Source organism: Desulfovibrio piger ATCC 29098 (genome assembly GCF_000156375.1).
In the GTDB taxonomy this organism is placed as follows: domain Bacteria; phylum Desulfobacterota; class Desulfovibrionia; order Desulfovibrionales; family Desulfovibrionaceae; genus Desulfovibrio; species Desulfovibrio piger.
Window position 1 is genome coordinate 28,548 of record NZ_DS996360.1, and the last position, 18,101, is coordinate 46,648.

The 18,101-nt window shown below is 64.4% G+C and carries 14 protein-coding genes; 3 read left to right on the forward strand and 11 right to left on the reverse strand.

What is annotated here, in order from left to right:
* Window positions 1–133: 133 nt before the first annotated feature.
* Window positions 134–892, forward strand: a complete 759-nt coding sequence (locus tag DESPIG_RS10900; protein WP_006008604.1) for a GntR family transcriptional regulator — start codon at window positions 134–136, stop codon at window positions 890–892.
* Between the two features lie 91 nt (window positions 893–983).
* On the opposite strand, the gene DESPIG_RS10905 is transcribed toward DESPIG_RS10900, so the two are convergent.
* The 4 genes from DESPIG_RS10905 to DESPIG_RS10920 form a co-directional block, all read right to left on the reverse strand.
* Window positions 984–2,822, reverse strand: a complete 1,839-nt coding sequence (locus DESPIG_RS10905; RefSeq protein WP_246118331.1) for a TRAP transporter permease — start codon at window positions 2,820–2,822, stop codon at window positions 984–986.
* Window positions 2,823–2,917: 95 nt separating this feature from the next.
* Window positions 2,918–3,919 (reverse strand): TAXI family TRAP transporter solute-binding subunit, encoded by a 1,002-nt coding sequence (locus DESPIG_RS10910; protein WP_040370008.1) that lies wholly within the window; start codon window positions 3,917–3,919, stop codon window positions 2,918–2,920.
* 35 nt (window positions 3,920–3,954) lie between these two features.
* Window positions 3,955–5,109 carry a mandelate racemase/muconate lactonizing enzyme family protein gene (locus tag DESPIG_RS10915; RefSeq protein ID WP_006008609.1) on the reverse strand — a complete coding sequence of 385 codons (1,155 nt, stop codon included), beginning with the start codon at window positions 5,107–5,109 and terminating at the stop codon, window positions 3,955–3,957.
* Window positions 5,110–5,301: 192 nt separating this feature from the next.
* Window positions 5,302–5,760 (reverse strand): nuclear transport factor 2 family protein, encoded by a 459-nt coding sequence (locus tag DESPIG_RS10920; RefSeq protein WP_006008611.1) that lies wholly within the window; start codon window positions 5,758–5,760, stop codon window positions 5,302–5,304.
* 178 nt (window positions 5,761–5,938) lie between these two features.
* Between DESPIG_RS10920 and cysK the strand changes: the two genes are divergently transcribed.
* Entirely contained in the window at window positions 5,939–6,856 is a 918-nt protein-coding gene (gene cysK / locus DESPIG_RS10925) for a cysteine synthase A (RefSeq protein WP_006008613.1), read from the forward strand.
* Between the two features lie 279 nt (window positions 6,857–7,135).
* On the opposite strand, the gene mgtE is transcribed toward cysK, so the two are convergent.
* The 7 genes from mgtE to DESPIG_RS10955 all read right to left on the reverse strand — a co-directional run bounded on the left by mgtE (window position 7,136) and on the right by DESPIG_RS10955 (window position 15,717).
* Window positions 7,136–8,518, reverse strand: coding sequence for a magnesium transporter (gene mgtE, locus DESPIG_RS10930; RefSeq protein WP_006008615.1), 1,383 nt, complete (start codon window positions 8,516–8,518; stop codon window positions 7,136–7,138).
* A 545-nt stretch (window positions 8,519–9,063) separates the two neighbouring features.
* Window positions 9,064–9,216, reverse strand: coding sequence for a hypothetical protein (locus DESPIG_RS13860; RefSeq protein WP_006008621.1), 153 nt, complete (start codon window positions 9,214–9,216; stop codon window positions 9,064–9,066).
* 363 nt (window positions 9,217–9,579) lie between these two features.
* Window positions 9,580–10,221, reverse strand: a complete 642-nt coding sequence (gene catB, locus DESPIG_RS10935) for a type B chloramphenicol O-acetyltransferase (protein ID WP_006008622.1) — start codon at window positions 10,219–10,221, stop codon at window positions 9,580–9,582.
* 714 nt (window positions 10,222–10,935) lie between these two features.
* Window positions 10,936–11,856 carry an agmatinase gene (gene speB / locus DESPIG_RS10940; RefSeq protein WP_006008624.1) on the reverse strand — a complete coding sequence of 307 codons (921 nt, stop codon included), beginning with the start codon at window positions 11,854–11,856 and terminating at the stop codon, window positions 10,936–10,938.
* A 653-nt stretch (window positions 11,857–12,509) separates the two neighbouring features.
* Window positions 12,510–14,144, reverse strand: a complete 1,635-nt coding sequence (locus DESPIG_RS10945) for an L-lactate permease (protein ID WP_006008626.1) — start codon at window positions 14,142–14,144, stop codon at window positions 12,510–12,512.
* A 299-nt stretch (window positions 14,145–14,443) separates the two neighbouring features.
* A complete protein-coding gene (locus DESPIG_RS12940) occupies window positions 14,444–15,193 on the reverse strand; it encodes an MnmM family RNA methyltransferase (protein WP_006008628.1) in 750 nt (249 codons plus the stop codon).
* Window positions 15,194–15,195: 2 nt separating this feature from the next.
* Window positions 15,196–15,717 (reverse strand): hypothetical protein, encoded by a 522-nt coding sequence (locus DESPIG_RS10955; protein WP_006008630.1) that lies wholly within the window; start codon window positions 15,715–15,717, stop codon window positions 15,196–15,198.
* A 246-nt stretch (window positions 15,718–15,963) separates the two neighbouring features.
* On the opposite strand from DESPIG_RS10955, the gene DESPIG_RS10960 reads away from it, so the two are divergent.
* A partial coding sequence (locus DESPIG_RS10960) for an ATP-dependent helicase (RefSeq protein WP_006008632.1) occupies window positions 15,964–18,101 on the forward strand: 2,138 nt, incomplete at its 3' end.

Consider the following 18,101-nt stretch of genomic DNA (forward strand, 5'->3'; position numbering starts at 1 on the left):
GCGGCCCTTTTTCATTTTTGGCGGGCCGTTACAAAAACGTATGAATACCGGGGGATGGCGGGCAGGAACAAATTTTGACTTTGGGCAAAATTCGGCTATGACAAGGCATACTGATTGCTCCAAGGTCTGTGAAATGAAGAATACATCCTGTCTTGAAACTACGCTGCCGCCCATCCAGTTCCGCCATCCGGGGCCGCCGCTCTATCAGCAGCTGGCCGACCAGTTGCGTCAGGCGATCCTGGACAAGAGCCTGCACCCTGGCGAAAAGCTGCCGACCCTGCAGCAGATGGCTTCACTGTGCGGTGTGGCCCGGGTGACGGCCCGTCAGGCCGTACAGCTGCTGGTCAGCGAAGGCTATCTGGAGACCCGTCAGGGGCGCGGCACCCATGTGGCCCAGCAACTGCCCCTGCGCCCCTGCACCAATATGCGGACGTCCTGGAGCGCCCTCATCAAGCGTATCGAAGGCGCCAGTGTGGAACTGCTGGCAGCGGACGAAGTGCTGACCTGCCCCCTGCTCCGCGGAGAGCAGAAGGGGATCCCCGCGGCCTGTTACCAGTACATGAAGCGCGTCCATATCAAGGACGGTGTCCGCTTTGCCTTCATCGATCTGTATCTGGACAAGGATATCTACGACCTGGCCCCGGAGCGTTTCAATGCCACGACGGTCATCCCCGTCATGGACGAGCTGGGCGTCGATGTGACCACGGCCCGGCAGATCCTGACCATCGGCATCGCCTCGCCCGAAGCGGCCAATCATCTGGGCATCGCCTGCGGCATGCCCGTGGCCCAGGTGGAGCGTTTTGCCTGCGACAAAAGCGGCAAGGTGGTCTATGCCGCCAGCATGGTCCATCCCGGTGACAGGGTACGCTTCGAGATAGACCTCGTCCGCTAGCCCCCAGCCTCTTTCCGGCCGGGCCCCGGCAGCAGAAGAGCCACGTACAGCGGTACGGGGCTCTTCTGTTTTGGAAGGAGGAGAAACGTATCTATGCCGTCCGGAGCTGCCAGATGATGTGGGCCGCCAGCAGGGCCAGTACGGCCCCCGTCAGGCCCAGCAGCAGCGGGGCGGCCAGAGCGTCGCCGTACACCGTCAGCCAGAAGGAGCCCGCACAGACCAGCAGGGAGAGGAGATAGTCCACGGGCCTGAAGATCCGCACCATGGCGCCGTAGAGCAGGGCGTCCAGGCTCATCAGGCCTGCCAGGATGCACAGCAGGGAGCAGACGGACCAGGCCATGTTGCTGAAATCAAGGGAGAACAGGGGATTGTAGACGATCAGGAAGGGCAGGATGAAGCCGCTCAGCGACAGGCGGAAGCCATGGACGCTGGTGATGGCGTAATTGCCGCCGGAAATGCCCGTGGCCGCCAGGGAAGCAAGACCCACCGGGGGCGTGACCGCTGCGATGATGGAGAAGTAGAAGCAGAACATGTGTGCCGGCAGCAAGGCCACGCCCATGGGGGTCAACGTAGGAATGATGATAATGGCGCACAGCGCGTAGGCGGCCGCCGGGGGGACGGCGCAGCCCAGGATGAGCGAGACGATCATGGTCACCACCAGGGCGATGAACAGATGGCCGCCCGCCAGCATGTGGATGAGGCTGGCCAGCTTGCTGCCGAGGCCGGTGGAGATGAGCGTCTGGGCCACCATGCCGATGAGCGCCAGGGAGATGCCGATCTTGGCCCCTGTGACGGCACCGCTGACCAGCGACTGGATGAGTTCCTTCCAGGTGGGGCGGGTGTCCTTGATGGCAAAGCCCACCACCAGGGTCACGATGCTGGCCCAGAAGGCGGTATTGGCTGGGCTGTAGCGCAGCAGGAGCATGGCGAAGATCAGGCCGATGGGGATGATGAAGATGCACACGCGGCGGCGGATCAGGCCCCAGTCCACATCCAGCTGGACGGTCTTCAGGTCCTTGCGCACGGAAAGGAACTGCACGCCCATGGCCACGGCGAAATAGAAGAGCACGGCGGGCAGGATGGCCGCCAGCATGACCACCGCATAGGGCTGGCCGATGAAGGTCGCCATCATGAAGGCGGCCGCGCCCATGACGGGGGGCATGAGCTGGCTGCCCGTGGCCGAACAGGCCAGGATGCCGCCGGCTTCATCCACGTTGTAACCGGAGCGGTTCATGTACGGCAGTACGAAGGGGCCCGTGATGGCCACATTGGCCACGGGGGCGCCGGAGACCATGCCGATGAGGGAGTTGGAGAACACGGCCGTGAGTCCGGCCCCGCCACGCAGGCGGCGGCCCAGGATCTTGCCGGCTTCCATGAGCAGGCCTTCCACCTTGAAGATGCCCAGCAGCGAGCCGAAGACCACGAACAGGAAGACCTGGTCGGCGCTGATGGACATGAACAGGCCGTACAGCTCGGACAGGCCCACACTGAGCATGGAGACCACATAATCAAAGGAAAAGACGGGATGATGGAGCGGGCCGCTGAGCATGTGCCCAAGGAAGAAGTAGGCCACGAAGACCACGGCCACGATGAGCAGCGGCAGGCCCCAGCTCAGCCAGGTGCACAGGGCCGTGCCCAGCATGAGGCAGATGCCGACGATGACGGCGGCCTGGGTGGGGAAGCCCTGGGACATCTCCAGTTCTTCCGTGTTCAGATAGACATAGGCGCAGCAGACGAGCGTCACGAGCATGCAGGCATACAGCAAAAACTTGACGGCCTTGTTGGATATCTTGCGTGCGTAGCTCATGAAGATCAGCAGGAACAGGAAGGAAAAGTGGATGGTCTGGTGTTCCCACTGCGAAAAATACAGGTACTGGGAGGCAATGGCGTGGTAAAGCACCATGGCCAGAGCGCCGCCACGAAAAATCATGCTGGATGCAAGTTCTCCCGCTCTCATAGTCGTCTCCATCGGCTCCGGGATGTGGCGCCGGGCCGCCGGAGCGGCCCGGTCCAGGGGAGTTTCGGTTACAGCAGGCCTGCTTCCTTGTAGGCGCGCAGGGCTCCGGGGTGGATCTGCTCGGGGCTCCAGCCCTTGATGAGGCCTTCACGGCTCATCAGGGCGCCAAGGGCGTGGTACTGGGCAAAGGCGTCGATGTTCTCGATCATGGCCTTGGCCAGGATGTAGGCGTATTCTTCGGGGAAGTCGGGGTGGGCGAACAGGCCGTGGGTATCGGCCCCGATGAAGATGGGGGCGGTCTGTCCTTCCACGGAGTTGGCGGGCACCTTGAAGGGGATCAGCTGGATGTCCTTGGCGGCGGTGTTCTTGACGGCCGCTTCGGTCCAGTCGAGGTGGTGCAGGTCACGCCCAGAGGCGACCACTTCCACGGTCTGGGGCGCAGGAGAGAACTTGCCGCTGACGGGGTCCATGTAGCCGCCGATGGTGGCGGCGTCCACCTGGCCGTTGACCAGGGCGGTGGCGGCTTCGCCCGTGCCCACATACTGGATGGACAGGCTCTTGTAGAAATCGTCGGAATAGCCGCAACGCAGCAGGGCGTCAGGCTCGTAGCCCCAGATGGCCTGGGGGATGCGGCCCATGGCGATGCGCTTGCCGCGCAGGTCGCTGACGGACTTGATGGATTCGTCCGCGGTGACGAGCCAGGTGGCCGTATAGGTGTAGCTGCCGATGAGCAGCAGCGGGGTACGCTTGGCCGGGAAGGGCTTCTTGCCCTGGGCGGCCAGCCAGTTGATGCCCTTGGAGGCCGTGCCTACGGTGTTCTTGCGGGCGGCCGGATCGGCATTGAGCTTGTTGACGTTGAAGGCCTGGCCGGGCGTTTCCGCATGCGAGATGAGGATGGGGTAGTCACCCTTGTTGACGATGTTTTCCAGAGCCGTGCCCAGCACATAGCTCCCGGTACCGAAAGGCGTGCTCAACAGGTTGATCCTGACCTTTTCAGCGGCTCCGGCCAGACCGGAACACAGGGCCAGGGACGTGACGATGAGACAAAGGCAGGTAAGAAAACGCTTCATGATCGCCTCCTGTAGATGACGGGACGTGCAGGCATTCAGCGGCATTCGGCCCGGTAAGTCACAAGGTTTTCCACAGCATCCAGATCAGGTTCCACACCAAGCCCGGCCGCATCGGAGAGGGTGATGCGGCCTTCCCGGACGGCCGGGAAGGGACGGGCCAGCAGTTCGCGCAGGGGGTTGGGGTTGCAGTCCACTTCCAGCAGGCCGTCCCCGCCCACAGCCGCCAGCAGATGGGCGGAGGCCAGCAGGCCGATGCCGCCGCCGAGATAGTGAGGGCAGTAGCGCAGGCCCGCCTTGAGGACGGCCCGGGCCACCGGCAGGCAGTTGCTCAGACCGCCCCACTTGCAGATGTCCGGCTGGATGACGCCAAGGTCGCGCCGGATGATGGCAGCGGAAAAGTCGGTATGGCTGCGGATGTTCTCGCCCGCGGCCAGCGGATGGGGAGAGGCGGCGGCCAATGCCGCCCAGTCTTCGACGGGGCTGTCGCAACGCAGGGGCTCCTCGATCCAGAGCAGCGGCCAGCGGCGCAGCTTTTCAACGCCCGCCAGCGCCTGCCGGCGCGTCCAGGCCTGGTTGACGTCCACCGCCAGTTCTTCGCCCGGCAGCAGGGCGGCGAAGGCTTCTTCCAGATTGGCGGCATCGCTTTGTTCGGAAAAACCTATCTTGATCTTGAAACAGCGGTAGCCTTCGGCACGGGTGCGCCGGATGGTCCCGGCGATGTCGGGATGGTTGATGCCGCTGGCGTAGACGGGCATGGAGCCGTCACCACCGCCGCCCAGGAAACGGTGCAGGGGCAGACCCGCGCGGCGGGCCGCCAGATCCCACAGGGCTATGTCCAGGGCCGCCAGCGCCTGGGACATGGGGCCGGGCTCATCGGCCTGCAGGCGCAGGACCTCCAGCTGACCGGAGATCTCCGCGGACAGGGCGGCCGGGCTGCTCCAGGGCTTGCCGATGACCTTGGGGAGGATGGCCGTTTCCAGCAGCCGTGCCCTGTGTTCGGCACCGCAGGAGGGAAAGTTGCACCAGGCTTCGCCCCAGCCGTGCATGCCGTCTTCATCCTCCAGGCGCAGCAGGACAGCAGGCCTGTCGTGCATGATGCCGAACGAGGTACGAACCGCTTTTTCGATGGGCGCCCGGAAAACGAAGATCTCCGCGGAGCGCACCGGGGCCGTTACCAGATCTGTCGCCATGGTCTTCCCCCTTGCTGATGTGGAAGAGAGTTGTTCTCAATTGGTATATTGATACTATTCATAGTATCAATATGGTGTCAATTATCGGGGAAGCATTTTTTTATGAAATTTTTCCAAAAAAATGTTGCCGGGCAACAGGGCAAAAAAAAGGCTGCCCGCAGGCAGCCTCGAAATATCGCATCAGGGAAGGGATCAGCGGATGGCGCAGTTGCCGTCACGGCAATCCTGCGAGGGGACCACGGGCGTGGCCTGGAAGAGGACGATCTTGGTCTCCTTGCCGACCTTGTTCAGGACCATGGTATAGCGCATCAGGCCCTGGGGCAGGGCGGGCGTGGCCGAGCCCTTGAGCTCGCCGTTGGCCGTGACCAGGGTCACGTCACCCATGACGGTGCTGCGCATGTTGCTGAGGCGGATACGGTCGATGACCAGCTTCCTTTCCTTGAGGCTGGCCAGGAAGTGTTCCTTGTCCTGGATATGGCCGTTGGCGCTGACATGCCAGTAATTGGGGGCCAGGAGCTTGTCCAGGGACTCCACGTCACCGGTCATGAGGGCTTCTGCATACAGTTCGGTCACATCAGCCTTGGCCAGGGCCGCACCGGCAAAGATCAGACCCAGGGCCAGCGATACAAGGAACATGCGGAACAGCTTCATGATGTATCCTCCTTTGGAGCTAGGGTAGACGATACCTGTTATAAAAAACGGTACGGGGCATCATGGCGGCTGTCAAGCTGTGTCCATTGTCGCGCAGCGCGTCGATTTGCAAAACCCGCCCGGCTGGCATATAGTGATGTTCCTCTTTTTATTCCCTGACTTTTAGCAAGGATACAGCATGCTCACCAATATTCTGCAAAGCATCGGCAGAACCCCTTTGCTGCGTCTGAACGCTCTCGGCGCAGATCTGCCCGGTACGGTCTGGCTCAAGCTCGAAAACCGCAATCCCGGGGGATCCATCAAGGATCGCGTGGCCTTCCATGTGATCGACAAGACCATGGAGTGGGGCGACATCGAGGCCGGCGGCACCATCGTGGAAGCCACCAGCGGCAACCTGGGTATCGGCATCGCTCTGGTGGCTGCCGTGCGGGGCCTGCACTGCGTGCTGACCATGCCCGATTCCATGAGCGTGGAGCGTCGCAACCTGCTGCATGCCCTGGGCGCGGAACTGGTGCTGACCCCGGCCGCCGAAGGCATGAAGGGGGCCATCAAGGTCGCGGAAAAACTGGCGGAAGAGCGCAACGGCCTGCTGTTCGGGCAGTTCTCCAACCCGCTGGCCGTGGAGGCCCACTATCTCACCACCGGCCCCGAGATCCTTGCCGACAGCGTGGGCCATATGGACGTGCTGGTGGCCGGTGTGGGCTCCGGTTCGTCCATCACGGGCACGGGCCGCTTCCTCAAGGAGAACATCCCCGGCTTCAAGGTCATGGCCGTGGAACCGGCGGAATCCCCCGTCCTTTCCGGCGGCCAGGCCGGGCAGCACGGCATCCAGGGCATCGGGGCCAATTTCGTGCCTTCCATCCTGGACCGCAGCCTGCTGGACGAGATCATCCAGGTGCCCACGGCAGAGGCCATGGCCACGGCACGCCGCCTGATGCGCCTGCAGGGCGTGTGCGCGGGCATCTCCACCGGCGCCAACGTGCTGGCCGCCCTCAGCGTGGCCGCCCGTCCCGAGATGCAGGGCAAGAACATCGTGACCTTTGCCTGCGATACCGGCGAACGCTACATGTCCACGCCCCTGTTCCGTCAGGACTAGCCCTGGCGGGAGCCCAGGGCTTCCCCATGACGAGCTGTGAAAAAGCCCCCTCCATGAGGGGGCTTTTTTTATGGTATGGCGTGGCGGTGACCGTACCTGTCCGCATAAGACGCGCCGGGAAGGGCGTTTGCAGAAGACCCTTCACGTCAGCGGCCGTATGGCGGCCGCAAAGCCGTGCCCGTGGTGGTACAGCTTTGCGGACAGGGGGACGGCAACGCGGGGGAGCCCTTCAAGGACACACCGGAGGTGTCCTGCCTTCCCTGAGGCTCCCTTGCGGTCTTAGCCCGCCTGCCGCAGCAGGTCGCCCAGGAAGGCATAGGCGAAGGCGAAGTAGATGAACACGCCCACCAGATCCATGATGGAGGTGATGAGGGGCGAGGACAGGGTGGCGGGGTCCGTGCCGATGCGCCGGGCCACGAAGGGCAGGAGCACGCCGATGATGCCGCCCAGCACGGTGCAGACCAGCATGCTCAGGCCCACCACCAGCAGCACGTCCAGATCGATGCCCTTGGAGAACCAGGCGAGCACGGTCTCCATGCCGGCCACCACCAGGCCCAGGGCGGCGGCCACGGGCAGCTCGCGCCGGACGACGCGCCAGACGTCCTGCCAGCGCAGGCTCACGTCGCCCAGCGCCATGGCACGGATGACGAGGGTGGCCGACTGGCTGCCCGCATTGCCGCCCATGTCCACGATGGGCGCGATAAAGGCCGCCAGCACGATGACCTGCGACAGGATCTCTTCCTGCGCGGCCACGAAGGTGCTGGTGACGACGCCGAACAGGGTCAGCAGCACCAGCCAGAACACGCGCACGCTGAACATCTTGCGGAAGGGAGATTCGAGGATGTCCAGGTCGGTGCCGTCGGTGGTCACCGTGCCGCCAAAGCGGGCCAGCTGGGTGGCGTCTTCCTGCTTTTCGATGTCCATGGCGTCGTCCACGGTGACGATGCCGACCATCTTTTCCCCGCCGTTGATGACGGGCAGGGCCAGCAGGTCATAGCGGCCGATGAGCTCGGAGGCCTTGCTCCGGGGCCACTGGGCCCGCGCGAACACGGGATCGCGGCGCATGATGTTCCTGATGGTCAGGGCATCATCGGCCAGCAGCAGCTCGCGCAGGGAAAGGGTGCCGCACAGATGCCCTTCCTTGTCCTGCACATAGATGACGTAGATGGTCTCCTTGTCGGCGGCGGTGGCCCGCACATGGGCCAGGGCCTGGGCCACGCTCATGTCCGGCAACACGGACACATAGTCCGAGGTGGTCACCGAGCCCACGCTGCCCTCGGCATAGGCGGCCAGGCGCAGGATGTCCTCGCGTTCGCCATGGGCCAGAGCGGGCAGCAGGCGCTGGCGGGCGGCCTCGTCCAAGTCGTGGAACAGGTCCACGCGCTCGTCGGCGGCCATGCCTTCGAACAGGGCCACCACGGTCTCGCGGGGCAGTTCCCGCAACAGGCGGCTCTGGCGCTCTTCAGAAAAATACACGAATACTTCGGCCAGCGCCTCCGCCTTCAGGCAGGGCAGCAGGCGGGCCACATCACGGCTCTTCAGGGTCTCCAGGGCCTCGGCCATGTCGGAGGGGTGGACGCTCCCCACCAGTTCGGCAAAGGCGGTGGTATCGTGACGGGCGGACAGGTCGCGCACGGTGCGCAGCAGGTTTTCACGGATCATTGGTCGTTCTCCTTTTTTCTTCAGCGTGCGGGATGGGGACGGCGGATGGCAGGCAGTCGGCGCTGCCCGAAGGCCGTCCGCGATCCGGGGTCATGCGGCCGGGCACGGAAGAGGAGAAAACCGTTATGCGTCCGGGGGACGGGATGGATCGGGCGCAGGTCATGGACGTTGACGCCAGAGGCGACCCGGCGGGCCATCCGTGTTTTTTTGAGGATCATGACAGACCTCCCCAAGGTTGGGATGCTGGGGGCAGGCGCGTGCGAAGGCAGGCGCGGCCACGGACGACGGGAGGGGGGCAGGGTGACTGTCCATACGTCGGCTCCTTTGGTTAGGGGTGTTCTCGATACAGGCCTTCCTGACGGGCGTCACGGCAGGCGCACGGCATGACGGCAGGCCTGACGCGCCGGTACGGGACGCGCGCGGTCACATGCCGCAAGGGTGTTCCATGCGGGCCAGACGGCGCCGAAGGCAATGGCGGATGATGACGGAAGACCATCCCGCAGGGCGGGGCCCGGCAGGGGACGGCAAAGGGAGGTGATGGCCTGTCAGCAGACAGCGCGCATCACGGACGTCCGGCCCATGACGGGGATGGACGAGCGGGAAGGATGCAGGACATGACGGCGCGCCCGGAAGATGATCCGGTCACGGACGGGGCCGTGCTGGGGGACAGACGGCAGGAAGATGAAGGTATGGGACATGAGACCTCCTCGCAGGGCTGGCACTGCCTGCGGGAAGATGGACGCAAGGCAGGCGATCAGCGTGACGGGACAGATACCTGGATACTGGGAGGGATGGGACTGTCGGATGACATGGGAACTCCTTGCGTGACATGGCCGTCAGTTCGACGGCCTGTTTCCTATGACACAGATAGGAATAGAAGTCCAGCAAAAAAGCCAGGATAGCGAAGACGTCACAGAAATGTCGTAAAGGAGCAGGGCGGACAGGGGACTGCCACGGTATGCGATGCCCTCCGGCCGGAAAGCCGGGCCTGCGGTATCTGCCCGGACAGGAAGAGGCCTGTTTTCCGGGCAGGCATCCTGCAGGAGCGGCAGGCGGCAGCCCTATTCCTGTCCCGTCTCCCGGCCGCTGCGCCAGAACTCGTGGAGCCGTTCCACCTGGCCGGAGCAGAGCAGGGGCATGGCCGCGTTGATACGCTCCAGCGGCCAGTCCCACCAGCGCATCTCCAGCAGCATGGCGATCTGTTCGGGGCTGAAGCGCCGGCGCAGCTCACGGGCCGGCATGCCCGCCACCACGGCATAGGGTGCCACGTCCGCGGTCACCACGGCGCGCGCGGCGATGACGGCGCCGTCACCGATGTGCACGCCGGGCATGATCATGGCTTCCGTACCGATCCAGACATCGTTGCCCACCACGGTGTCCCCGGCACGGACGAAGCCGTCCACGGCGTCCCGAAAGCCTGCCTCTTTCGGCATGTAGAAGAAGGGGAAGGTGGCGATCCAGTCCATGCGGTGGCCCTGATTGCCCGCCATGATGAAGCTGGCGCCGCTGCCGATGGAACAGAAGGAACCGATGATGAGCTTGTCCACGTCGTCGCGTTCAGGGCTCAGGTAGCGGGCACAGTCATCGAAGCTGTGGCCATGATAATAGCCGGAATAGTAGCTGTAGCGGCCCGCGCGGATGTTGGGATTGCGGATCTGCTGGTCCAGAGGGACGCCCTTGAAGGGGCTTTCAAAAAAATTCATGGCGTTTCCTTGCGGGAGGGCAGGCGGGGGAGAAGGACCTTTTTGAAAACTCTCGTTCCTTTTCCCGGAGCAGTATCGCTCCTGATGACCACGGCCTTGCGGGTCATCATCCGGTCGGCCCATCCCTCCCGAATACGTTTATCCGGTTGCTTGTGGCAGGCTTCGTCTTCGGACAGCGGGCTTGTGCTGTCATCGGGCGAGCCTGGAGAAGACAGGAGAGCATGGTAGCCGGGGCCTGTGGAGGATGCAACGGGCTGCGGCGAGCGGGCGCACGAAGGCGGCAGCCCATGCATGTAACGAGCGGCGCGGAGCAGGCCTGCCGTATGGAGACTGGGCCGCAGCGGAAGAGGCCTTAGAGATTGGGCCATACGAGGGCATAAAAAAAGCCTGTGCCCCGAAGCGCGGGACACAGGCAGGCAAAGCGTGCTGGGGAAGGAGGGGGAGAGGGAAAGCCCTCTCCCCGGAGCGACCGGATGGCAGCCCGCAGGGCTGTGCCCGTTGCGACACAGGAAGCTACGGGCATCGACAGCAGAGATGCGACCGGATGGCAGCCCGTAGGGCTGTGCCCGTTGCGACGCAGGAAGCTACGGGCATCGACAGCAGAGATGCGACCGGATGGCGGCCCGCAGGCGCGTTGTGGACATCGCCGGGATCAGCCGTACCGTTGGCTGTCAGGGGTGCGGGGACCCTTCCCCCAAAAGGGATTCCCGGCCGTTATGCCTTGCGGGGCAGACCGGCGCGCTGGGCAAAGCCCATGAGGGCGTGGGTGAGCTTAGCGGCGGTGAAATCCGCATGGTGCAGGCCCGGCAGGGGAGCCAGCTCCACCACGTCCATGCCGACCATGCTGCGGCCCTGCAGGCAGCGCTCGATGAGCAGCAGGGCCTGATGCCAGAACAGGCCGCCGGGCGAAGGCGTGCCCGTGGCGGGCATCAGCGAGGCATCCAGACCGTCCACATCGAAGGTGATGTAGAGGCGGCGGGGAAAGTCCGCGGGCAGGGGCTGTTCCGGCAGGCCCTGGCGGAAGAGGACGTCGGCATCGTAGTGCAAGACATTGTACTGGCGGCGCACTTCCACTTCTTCGCGGCAGAAGTCGCGCATGGCGAACTGGGCCAGCGGCAGGCCCAGGTCGGCCACGGCCCGGTGCATGACGCTGGCGTGGGAATAGATGGAGCCCTCATACTGGGAACGCAGGTCCGCATGGGCATCGAACTGCACCACGCCAAAGGGCTCGCCCGTGCGGGCGGCCTCGGCGGCCAGGGCACGCAGGGCGCCCAGGCTCACGGTATGCTCGCCGCCCAGGATGACGGGCAGGGCCTTGCAGCGCAGGGCGTGGGCCGTGGCGGCCTCGATGCGGTCCAGGACGGTCTCGATGGGGGCGTCACAGTCCACGGCGGGAGCGGTATACAGGCCCGCTTCTCCCGGGGCGCTGATGCCGTCCCAGGCTTCCAGCTGCTGCGAGGCGGAAAGGATGGCGGCCGGGCCGTGGGCGGTGCCGCCGCCGTAGGAGACGCTTTGCTCCAACGGGACGGGGATGATGTGGAAGGCGGCCTGCTCCGGCTGGGCCGGTTCGTATTCCGAGGCCAGGAAGTGGCTTTCGTCGAATTCCTGATGACAGACAGTGACGGGGCTGGACATGCTCGTGTCTCCAGACAGAAAAACGGCCTGCTGGGGGGGCAGGCCGTTTAGGTTGAACTGTCAGTAAGAAAGGAAGGTACTTAGCTTACTGCATAAGGCATGCCAAAGAGTCCAGCGAGGAAAGTTTATCTATCTTGCTGTTTTTATTGTTTTTATGTTTTGTCGTAGACGGAGGGGACGTTTAATTTTTTTTACATGGAGCCTGCCGGAGCCATACGGGGGGACAAAAATATTGCACACTCCCCCCTCTATGGGAGCCGGTCAGGGCCGCGGCGATCCGGCATATCCGCCGGCGGCCTCGTCTTTCCGGGCATTTTTTTCGCCCTGCCGGAGCAGGCCAGGCTTCAAGGACGCGTCGTCCTGCCTCCCATACTATGGGGGGCGGGGCCGCCGCAAGGAAAAAGCGGGAGCGGTCAAAAAAGCTGGCTTCAGGCACGCCGGCCTTTCCGGGCCGGTTCAGGGATTTTGTCTCTACGGGTCGTGCTTGCAGGAGCGTGTCTGGCGGCCGCTGTCCCGCACGACTCGCCCGTGTCCGCCGTCTGCACCGGGAGATCCATCGCGGCAACAGGCCGCCAGGCATGCGAAAAGGGCCCCGGAAGACCGGGGCCCTTGCCGACTTGATCTGTCAGGCCCTCAGGCCTGGGACGTACCCGTTAGGGCAGCATCCAGGACAGGGGACCAGCCTGCAGGTAGGCCAGCACGCAGAGCACCAGGGTCATGCCGATGCTGTGACCGATGGTGAAGCGGAAGAGCTTGCCTTCCTGACCGGCATTGTTGGTGGCGGCGGTAGCCACGGACAGGGACTGGGGCGAGATCATCTTGGCGGTCACGCCGCCAGAGGCGTTGGAGGCCACGGCCAGTTCGGGGCGCATGCCCACGGCCAGGGCGGTATCCTTCTGCATGCCGCCGAACAGGGCGCAGGAGGACGTGTCGGAACCGGTCAGGAACACGCCCAGCCAGCCCAGCAGGGGAGAGAAGAAGGGGAACAGCCAGCCGGTGTGGGTGAAGGCCAGACCCAGGGTGGAGCTCATGCCAGAGTAGTTCATCAGGTAGGCCAGGCCCAGGATCATGGCGATGGTCAGGATGGGGAAGGTCAGCTGCTTCAGGGTGCGCATGAAGCAGGCGATGGCCTTGCCGTAACCGTACTTGGGCATGAAGGGCACGGACACCAGACCGGACAGCAGGATGGCGGTACCGCCAGCGGACAGCCAGTTGAAGGTGAACTTGGCGCCGTACACGGCGTCAGCCTGCACGATGGGGGCGGTCTTCATGACTTCGCCATCCAGGCCGGGCCAGGAGATGTTGAACACGGTGCCGGGCAGGCCGTTGAGGATGGCCTTGAAGGAGCCCAGGCCCCAGAAGAACACGAACACGGCCAGCACCAGGTACGGGGCCCAGGCGCGCAGCACGACGGCGAGGGGGTAGCCCTGGCCTTCCAGGTTGGAGGGAGCTTCACCTTCGAAGCGGAAGATGCTCTTGGGCTGCCAGACCTTGAGCAGCAGCATCAGGGCCACGATGGTGGCGATGGCGGAACCGATGTCGGGCAGGGTCGGGCCGTGGAAGTTGGCCAGCAGGAACTGCGCACCACCAAAGGCCACACCGGCCACGATGATGGCGGGCAGCACTTCCATGGAACGCTTGAAGCCGCACATGACCACGCAGACCCACAGGGGCACGATCAGGGACAGCAGGGGCAGCTGGCGACCGGCAATGGCGGAGACGGTCATCTGGTCAAGGCCGGACACCTGGGCGGCCACGATCAGCGGCACACCGATGGCACCAAAGGCCACGGGGGCGGTGTTGGCGATCAGGGCGATACCGGCGCCCCACAGCGGGGTGAAGCCCAGGCCCACCAGCATGGCGGCGGCGATGGCCACGGGGGTACCGAAACCGGCGGTACCTTCGATGAAGCAGGAGAAGGCAAAGGCGATGAACAGGGCCTGCAGACGACGGTCGTCCGTCAGGCGGGCCAGGGAGTCTTTGATGATCTCGAACTCACCGGATTCCACGGTCATGTTGTAGACCCACACGGCCGTGATGACGATCCAGACGATGGGGAACAGGCCGAAGCAGGCCCCCAGAGCCACGGAGTTGACTGCCAGGCCTACCGGCATTTTCCAGACCAGGATGGCCACCAGCAGGGCGCCCACCAGACCGGCCACGGCGGCGATATGACCTTTCGCCTGCCGGAAAGCCAGCATGTAGAACAGAATGATCAGCGGTACGGATGCCGCCAGTGCCGACAGGCCGATGCCTCCCAGAGGTTCGTAAACCTGAGTCCAAGCCATCTTTCTCTCCCTTCTACTAGAAAAGCGTGTCGTCAGTCCGTCCGGCCCCTGCCCGAGGACAGGCGACACAAATACATCCTTAACGCTAAGATTATGCTGGCAATGATGAAAATGCAATAGGCTAGGGATAAAAAGGGGGCTATTTTCGCTTTTTTTCGCTAACGAAACTTTCTTTTAATTTATTGAATTTAATAACTATTTTTATGTTATAAAATAGTTATTAAAATATTTTTTCAAACTTTTTCTGACAGGAAAATCCTGTAAAAAAAGCCCCTTCCGGGGCTCTTTCAGACTGGGGATCAGCGCTGCCGCACAGGCAGTCGTTCGGCCAGCAAAATGCTTTCGCCGTGGGTCTCCCGATTGGCGTCCCGGCAGTGCAGCACACGCCAGCGCCGGGGCTCCAGCCGAGCCAGCCTTTGGGCAAGGGCGGCCTCTTCGGCGGCGCCGCCTTCATGGCCGGTATAGCAGTGCAGGCTCAGGCAACCTTGCGGGGCCAGCCGTTCCAGCAGGGCATCCACGGCCGCCAGACTGCCCGCCGCCGTGGTGGTGCAGCGCTTGTCCGTGCCCGGCAGGTACCCGAAATTGAAGATGCCCGCCAGCAGGGGACGTTGCCTGTCTTCTTCGGGCAGGGCGTCCAGCAGCTCCGGCAGGGACGCATGGGAATGGAGGACGAGACGGATGTCCGTCGTATGGGAAGGGAGAGGGGGCAGGGAACAGGCCGCCGCTGCCGAGGCACAGCAGCGCGCCGCCATGCCTGCCTGCTCCAGCCGTGCCCGGCTGGCCTGCAGGGCGGCCTCCTGGATGTCCAGGGCCAGCAGCAGGCTGCCCGCCGGGGCCTGACGGGCCAGGAAGAGGCAGTCGTGACCGTTGCCGGCCGTACCGTCCAGCAGCAGGGGGGGCTGCCCGCCGCCGTTGTCGCGCCAGGCCGCCAGGGCCCGGAGCACGGCGCTGTGCGCCACGGCATCCAGAAGCGAAGGCCGGGGCGGTCGCAGGACCGTCCCGGCGTGGAATAGGCTTGCCGCCCCGGAGGCGGCCACAGGATCTGCCATGACTAATGGGTGGTGCCGTTACCTTCGGTGCGCGGCGCGGCCATGCGGGTGGCCAGTTCCTTCACCTGGTCCGTGGAACACCACTGGGCGAACAGTTCGCGCCAGCTGCCGAACTCCATGAAGTTCTGGTCCAGCTGGTTCTCGTGCATCTGCACCCAGGCGTTGAACAGCTGCATGCGGGTCTGGAAGGTGGTGCTGTCGAACACGGTCTCGGCCATGCGCTGGGGCATGACCTTGCCGTCCAGGTGTTCCATGACGAAGGAACAGACGGCCTGCTGCGACAGGGCAAAGCTGATCTCCTTGCCGTTCAGGCTCTCGGCCAGGGGCAGCAGATCGGGGTACAGCTCCTTGATGCGCTGCATGCCCTGCTCGGGGATGGCCACGAACAGGGGCTTTTCCGCGCCTTCTTCCACAGGCGCATCCAGCTTTTCAGTGAGGAAATAGAAACGGATCCAGTTTTCGAACATCACGGTTTCCAGGATGCGCAGGACGGCATTCTGGAATTCTTCTTGAGGCGTAGGCATGGAAAATCCTTTGTGCAAAAAATTTCAAGCTACTTTACGATTCCCGTCCGGCGGCGTCAACTGGTGGCGGGATTTTCCTTTTTTTACTGTAAGGAGGGCCGGATAGGGGACGGATGCCCCGAGGACGGGAGCGATGCGGAAAGCGGGGGCGCCATGGGCCTTTCCTCGCTGCACGGAGGCCGCCCGGGCGGGATGTGCCTGCGGGCTCCTCTGGCCTGCCCAGCACCTTTATGCTAATCTGTAACGATGATTGATTACGCGCACGCGCTCAACAGCGCCCAATACGAGGCCGCCACCTGCGGCGACGGGCCGGTCCTGGTAGTGGCCGGCGCCGGTTCCGGCAAGACCCGCACCATCACCTACCGCCTGTCCTGGCTGGCGGATCACGGCGTCCCGCCGGAATCCATGCTGCTGCTCACCTTCACCCGCAAGGCGGCGCAGGAGATGCTGCAACGGGCCGCGGCCCTGTCCGACCACGCCCTGAGCCTGGTGCAGGGGGGTACCTTCCACTCCTTCGCTTTCGGCGTGCTGCGCCGTTACCGTCCCGACTGGCTGGAGGACCGCCCCTTCACGGTCATGGACAGCGCGGACATCAACGCGGCGGTCAAGGCCTGCAAGGACGACCTCCGGCTGGGCAAGGGCGACCGTTCCTTCCCGCGCACGCAGGCCATCGTGGGCTTTTTGAGCAAGGCCCGGAACAAGGAGATGCGCCTGGACGAGGTTCTGCAGCGCGAGGCCTTCCACCTGCTGCCCTATGCCGAACCGCTGATGCAGCTGGGCGAGGCCTACGATGCCTACCGCAAGGAAAAGGGCCTGCTGGATTACGACGACCTGCTGTTCGAGCTGGAGCACCTGCTGCGCACCAACGAGCGCGCGGCCGAAAACCTGCGCCGCCGCTACACGCATATCCTGGTGGATGAATATCAGGACACCAACCTGGTGCAGGCCCGCATCGTGCGCCTGCTGGCCGGGCCGGAGGGCGAAGGCATGCCGCCCGGCAACGTCATGGCCGTGGGCGACGAGGCCCAGTCCATCTATGCCTTCCGTGGCGCCAATGTGCGCAACATCCTCGATTTTCCCAAGCTTTTCCCCGGGGCCCGCATCATCCGGCTGGAGGAGAACTACCGTTCCACCAAGCCCATCCTGGACGTGGCCAACAACCTGCTGGAAAACGCCACGGAATCCTTCCGCAAAAAACTGTTCACCCGCAAGGAGGGCGGCGCGCCGGTACGTCTGGTGACGCCCCTCAGCGACATGAGCCAGGCCAAGCTGGTGGTGCGCCGCATCGAGGACCTGCTGACCCGCCACCTGCCGCACGAGATCGCCGTGCTCTTCCGGGCGGGTTTCCATTCCTACCATCTGGAAATGGCCCTCAACCAGGCGGGCATCGCCTTCCGCAAGTACGGCGGCCTGCGCTACACCGAGGCGGCCCACGTCAAGGACGTCATGGCCTACGCCCGCCTGCTGCTCAACCCGCTGGACATGCCCGCCTTCTCGCGCGTGGCCGAGCTGCACGAGGGCATCGGCCCCAAGACCGTGCTCAAGCTCTACAACGTGGCCCAGAGCGCCGACGGCCCGGCCCTGGACAAGGCCTGCGCCCGCTTCCCCTCCTTCCGCGAGGATCTGCGCTTCATCGCCGAGATGCGCGCCCGCCCGCTGCATCCGGTGACGGCGCTGGAGCTCATCGTGGACCATTACCGGCCCGTGCTGGAGAGCCGCTATCCCGAAGACTGGCCCCGCCGCCAGCAGGGGCTGGAAGAGATCCTGCAGATGGCCTCGGGCTATAACGATCTGGATCTGTTCCTGGCCGATCTGGCCCTGGATTCCCCCGACGAGGAAGACGAGGACAACGAAGGCCGCATCACCCTTTCCACGGTGCACTCGGCCAAGGGCCTGGAGTGGAACGCCGTGCTGATCATCGATCTGGTGGAGGACCGCTTCCCCTCGCGCCACGCTCTGGCGCGCCCCGAGGACTTCGAAGAGGAGCGCCGTCTGATGTACGTGGCCTGCACCCGCGCCCGGCAGGAGCTGGATCTGTACTCGCCGGCCACCATCTACAGCAAGGCCGAGCAGGGCACGCAGCACGTGGCCCAGAGCCCCTTCGTGCGCGAGCTGCCCGCCGGACTGACCGAAGAGTGGGTGGAAAGTTACGGCGGCGGCCTGAGCAAACGGGCGCGCGGCGGCATGTTCGCCGACCCCTTCGGTGGACGTCCGGCCCCGTCCGGCCCCGGCGCGGGCTTCGGCCGCGGCCGCCATACGGGCCTTGCCGCCCCTGCCGGACTGAGCCCGGCCCAGCGTCTGGCCGCCACCCGCTCCCTGCAGGATGCCGATGACTGCCAGCTGCCCCCGGACGAACGGCCGGGAGGTGCTGCGGGCAGCGGCCG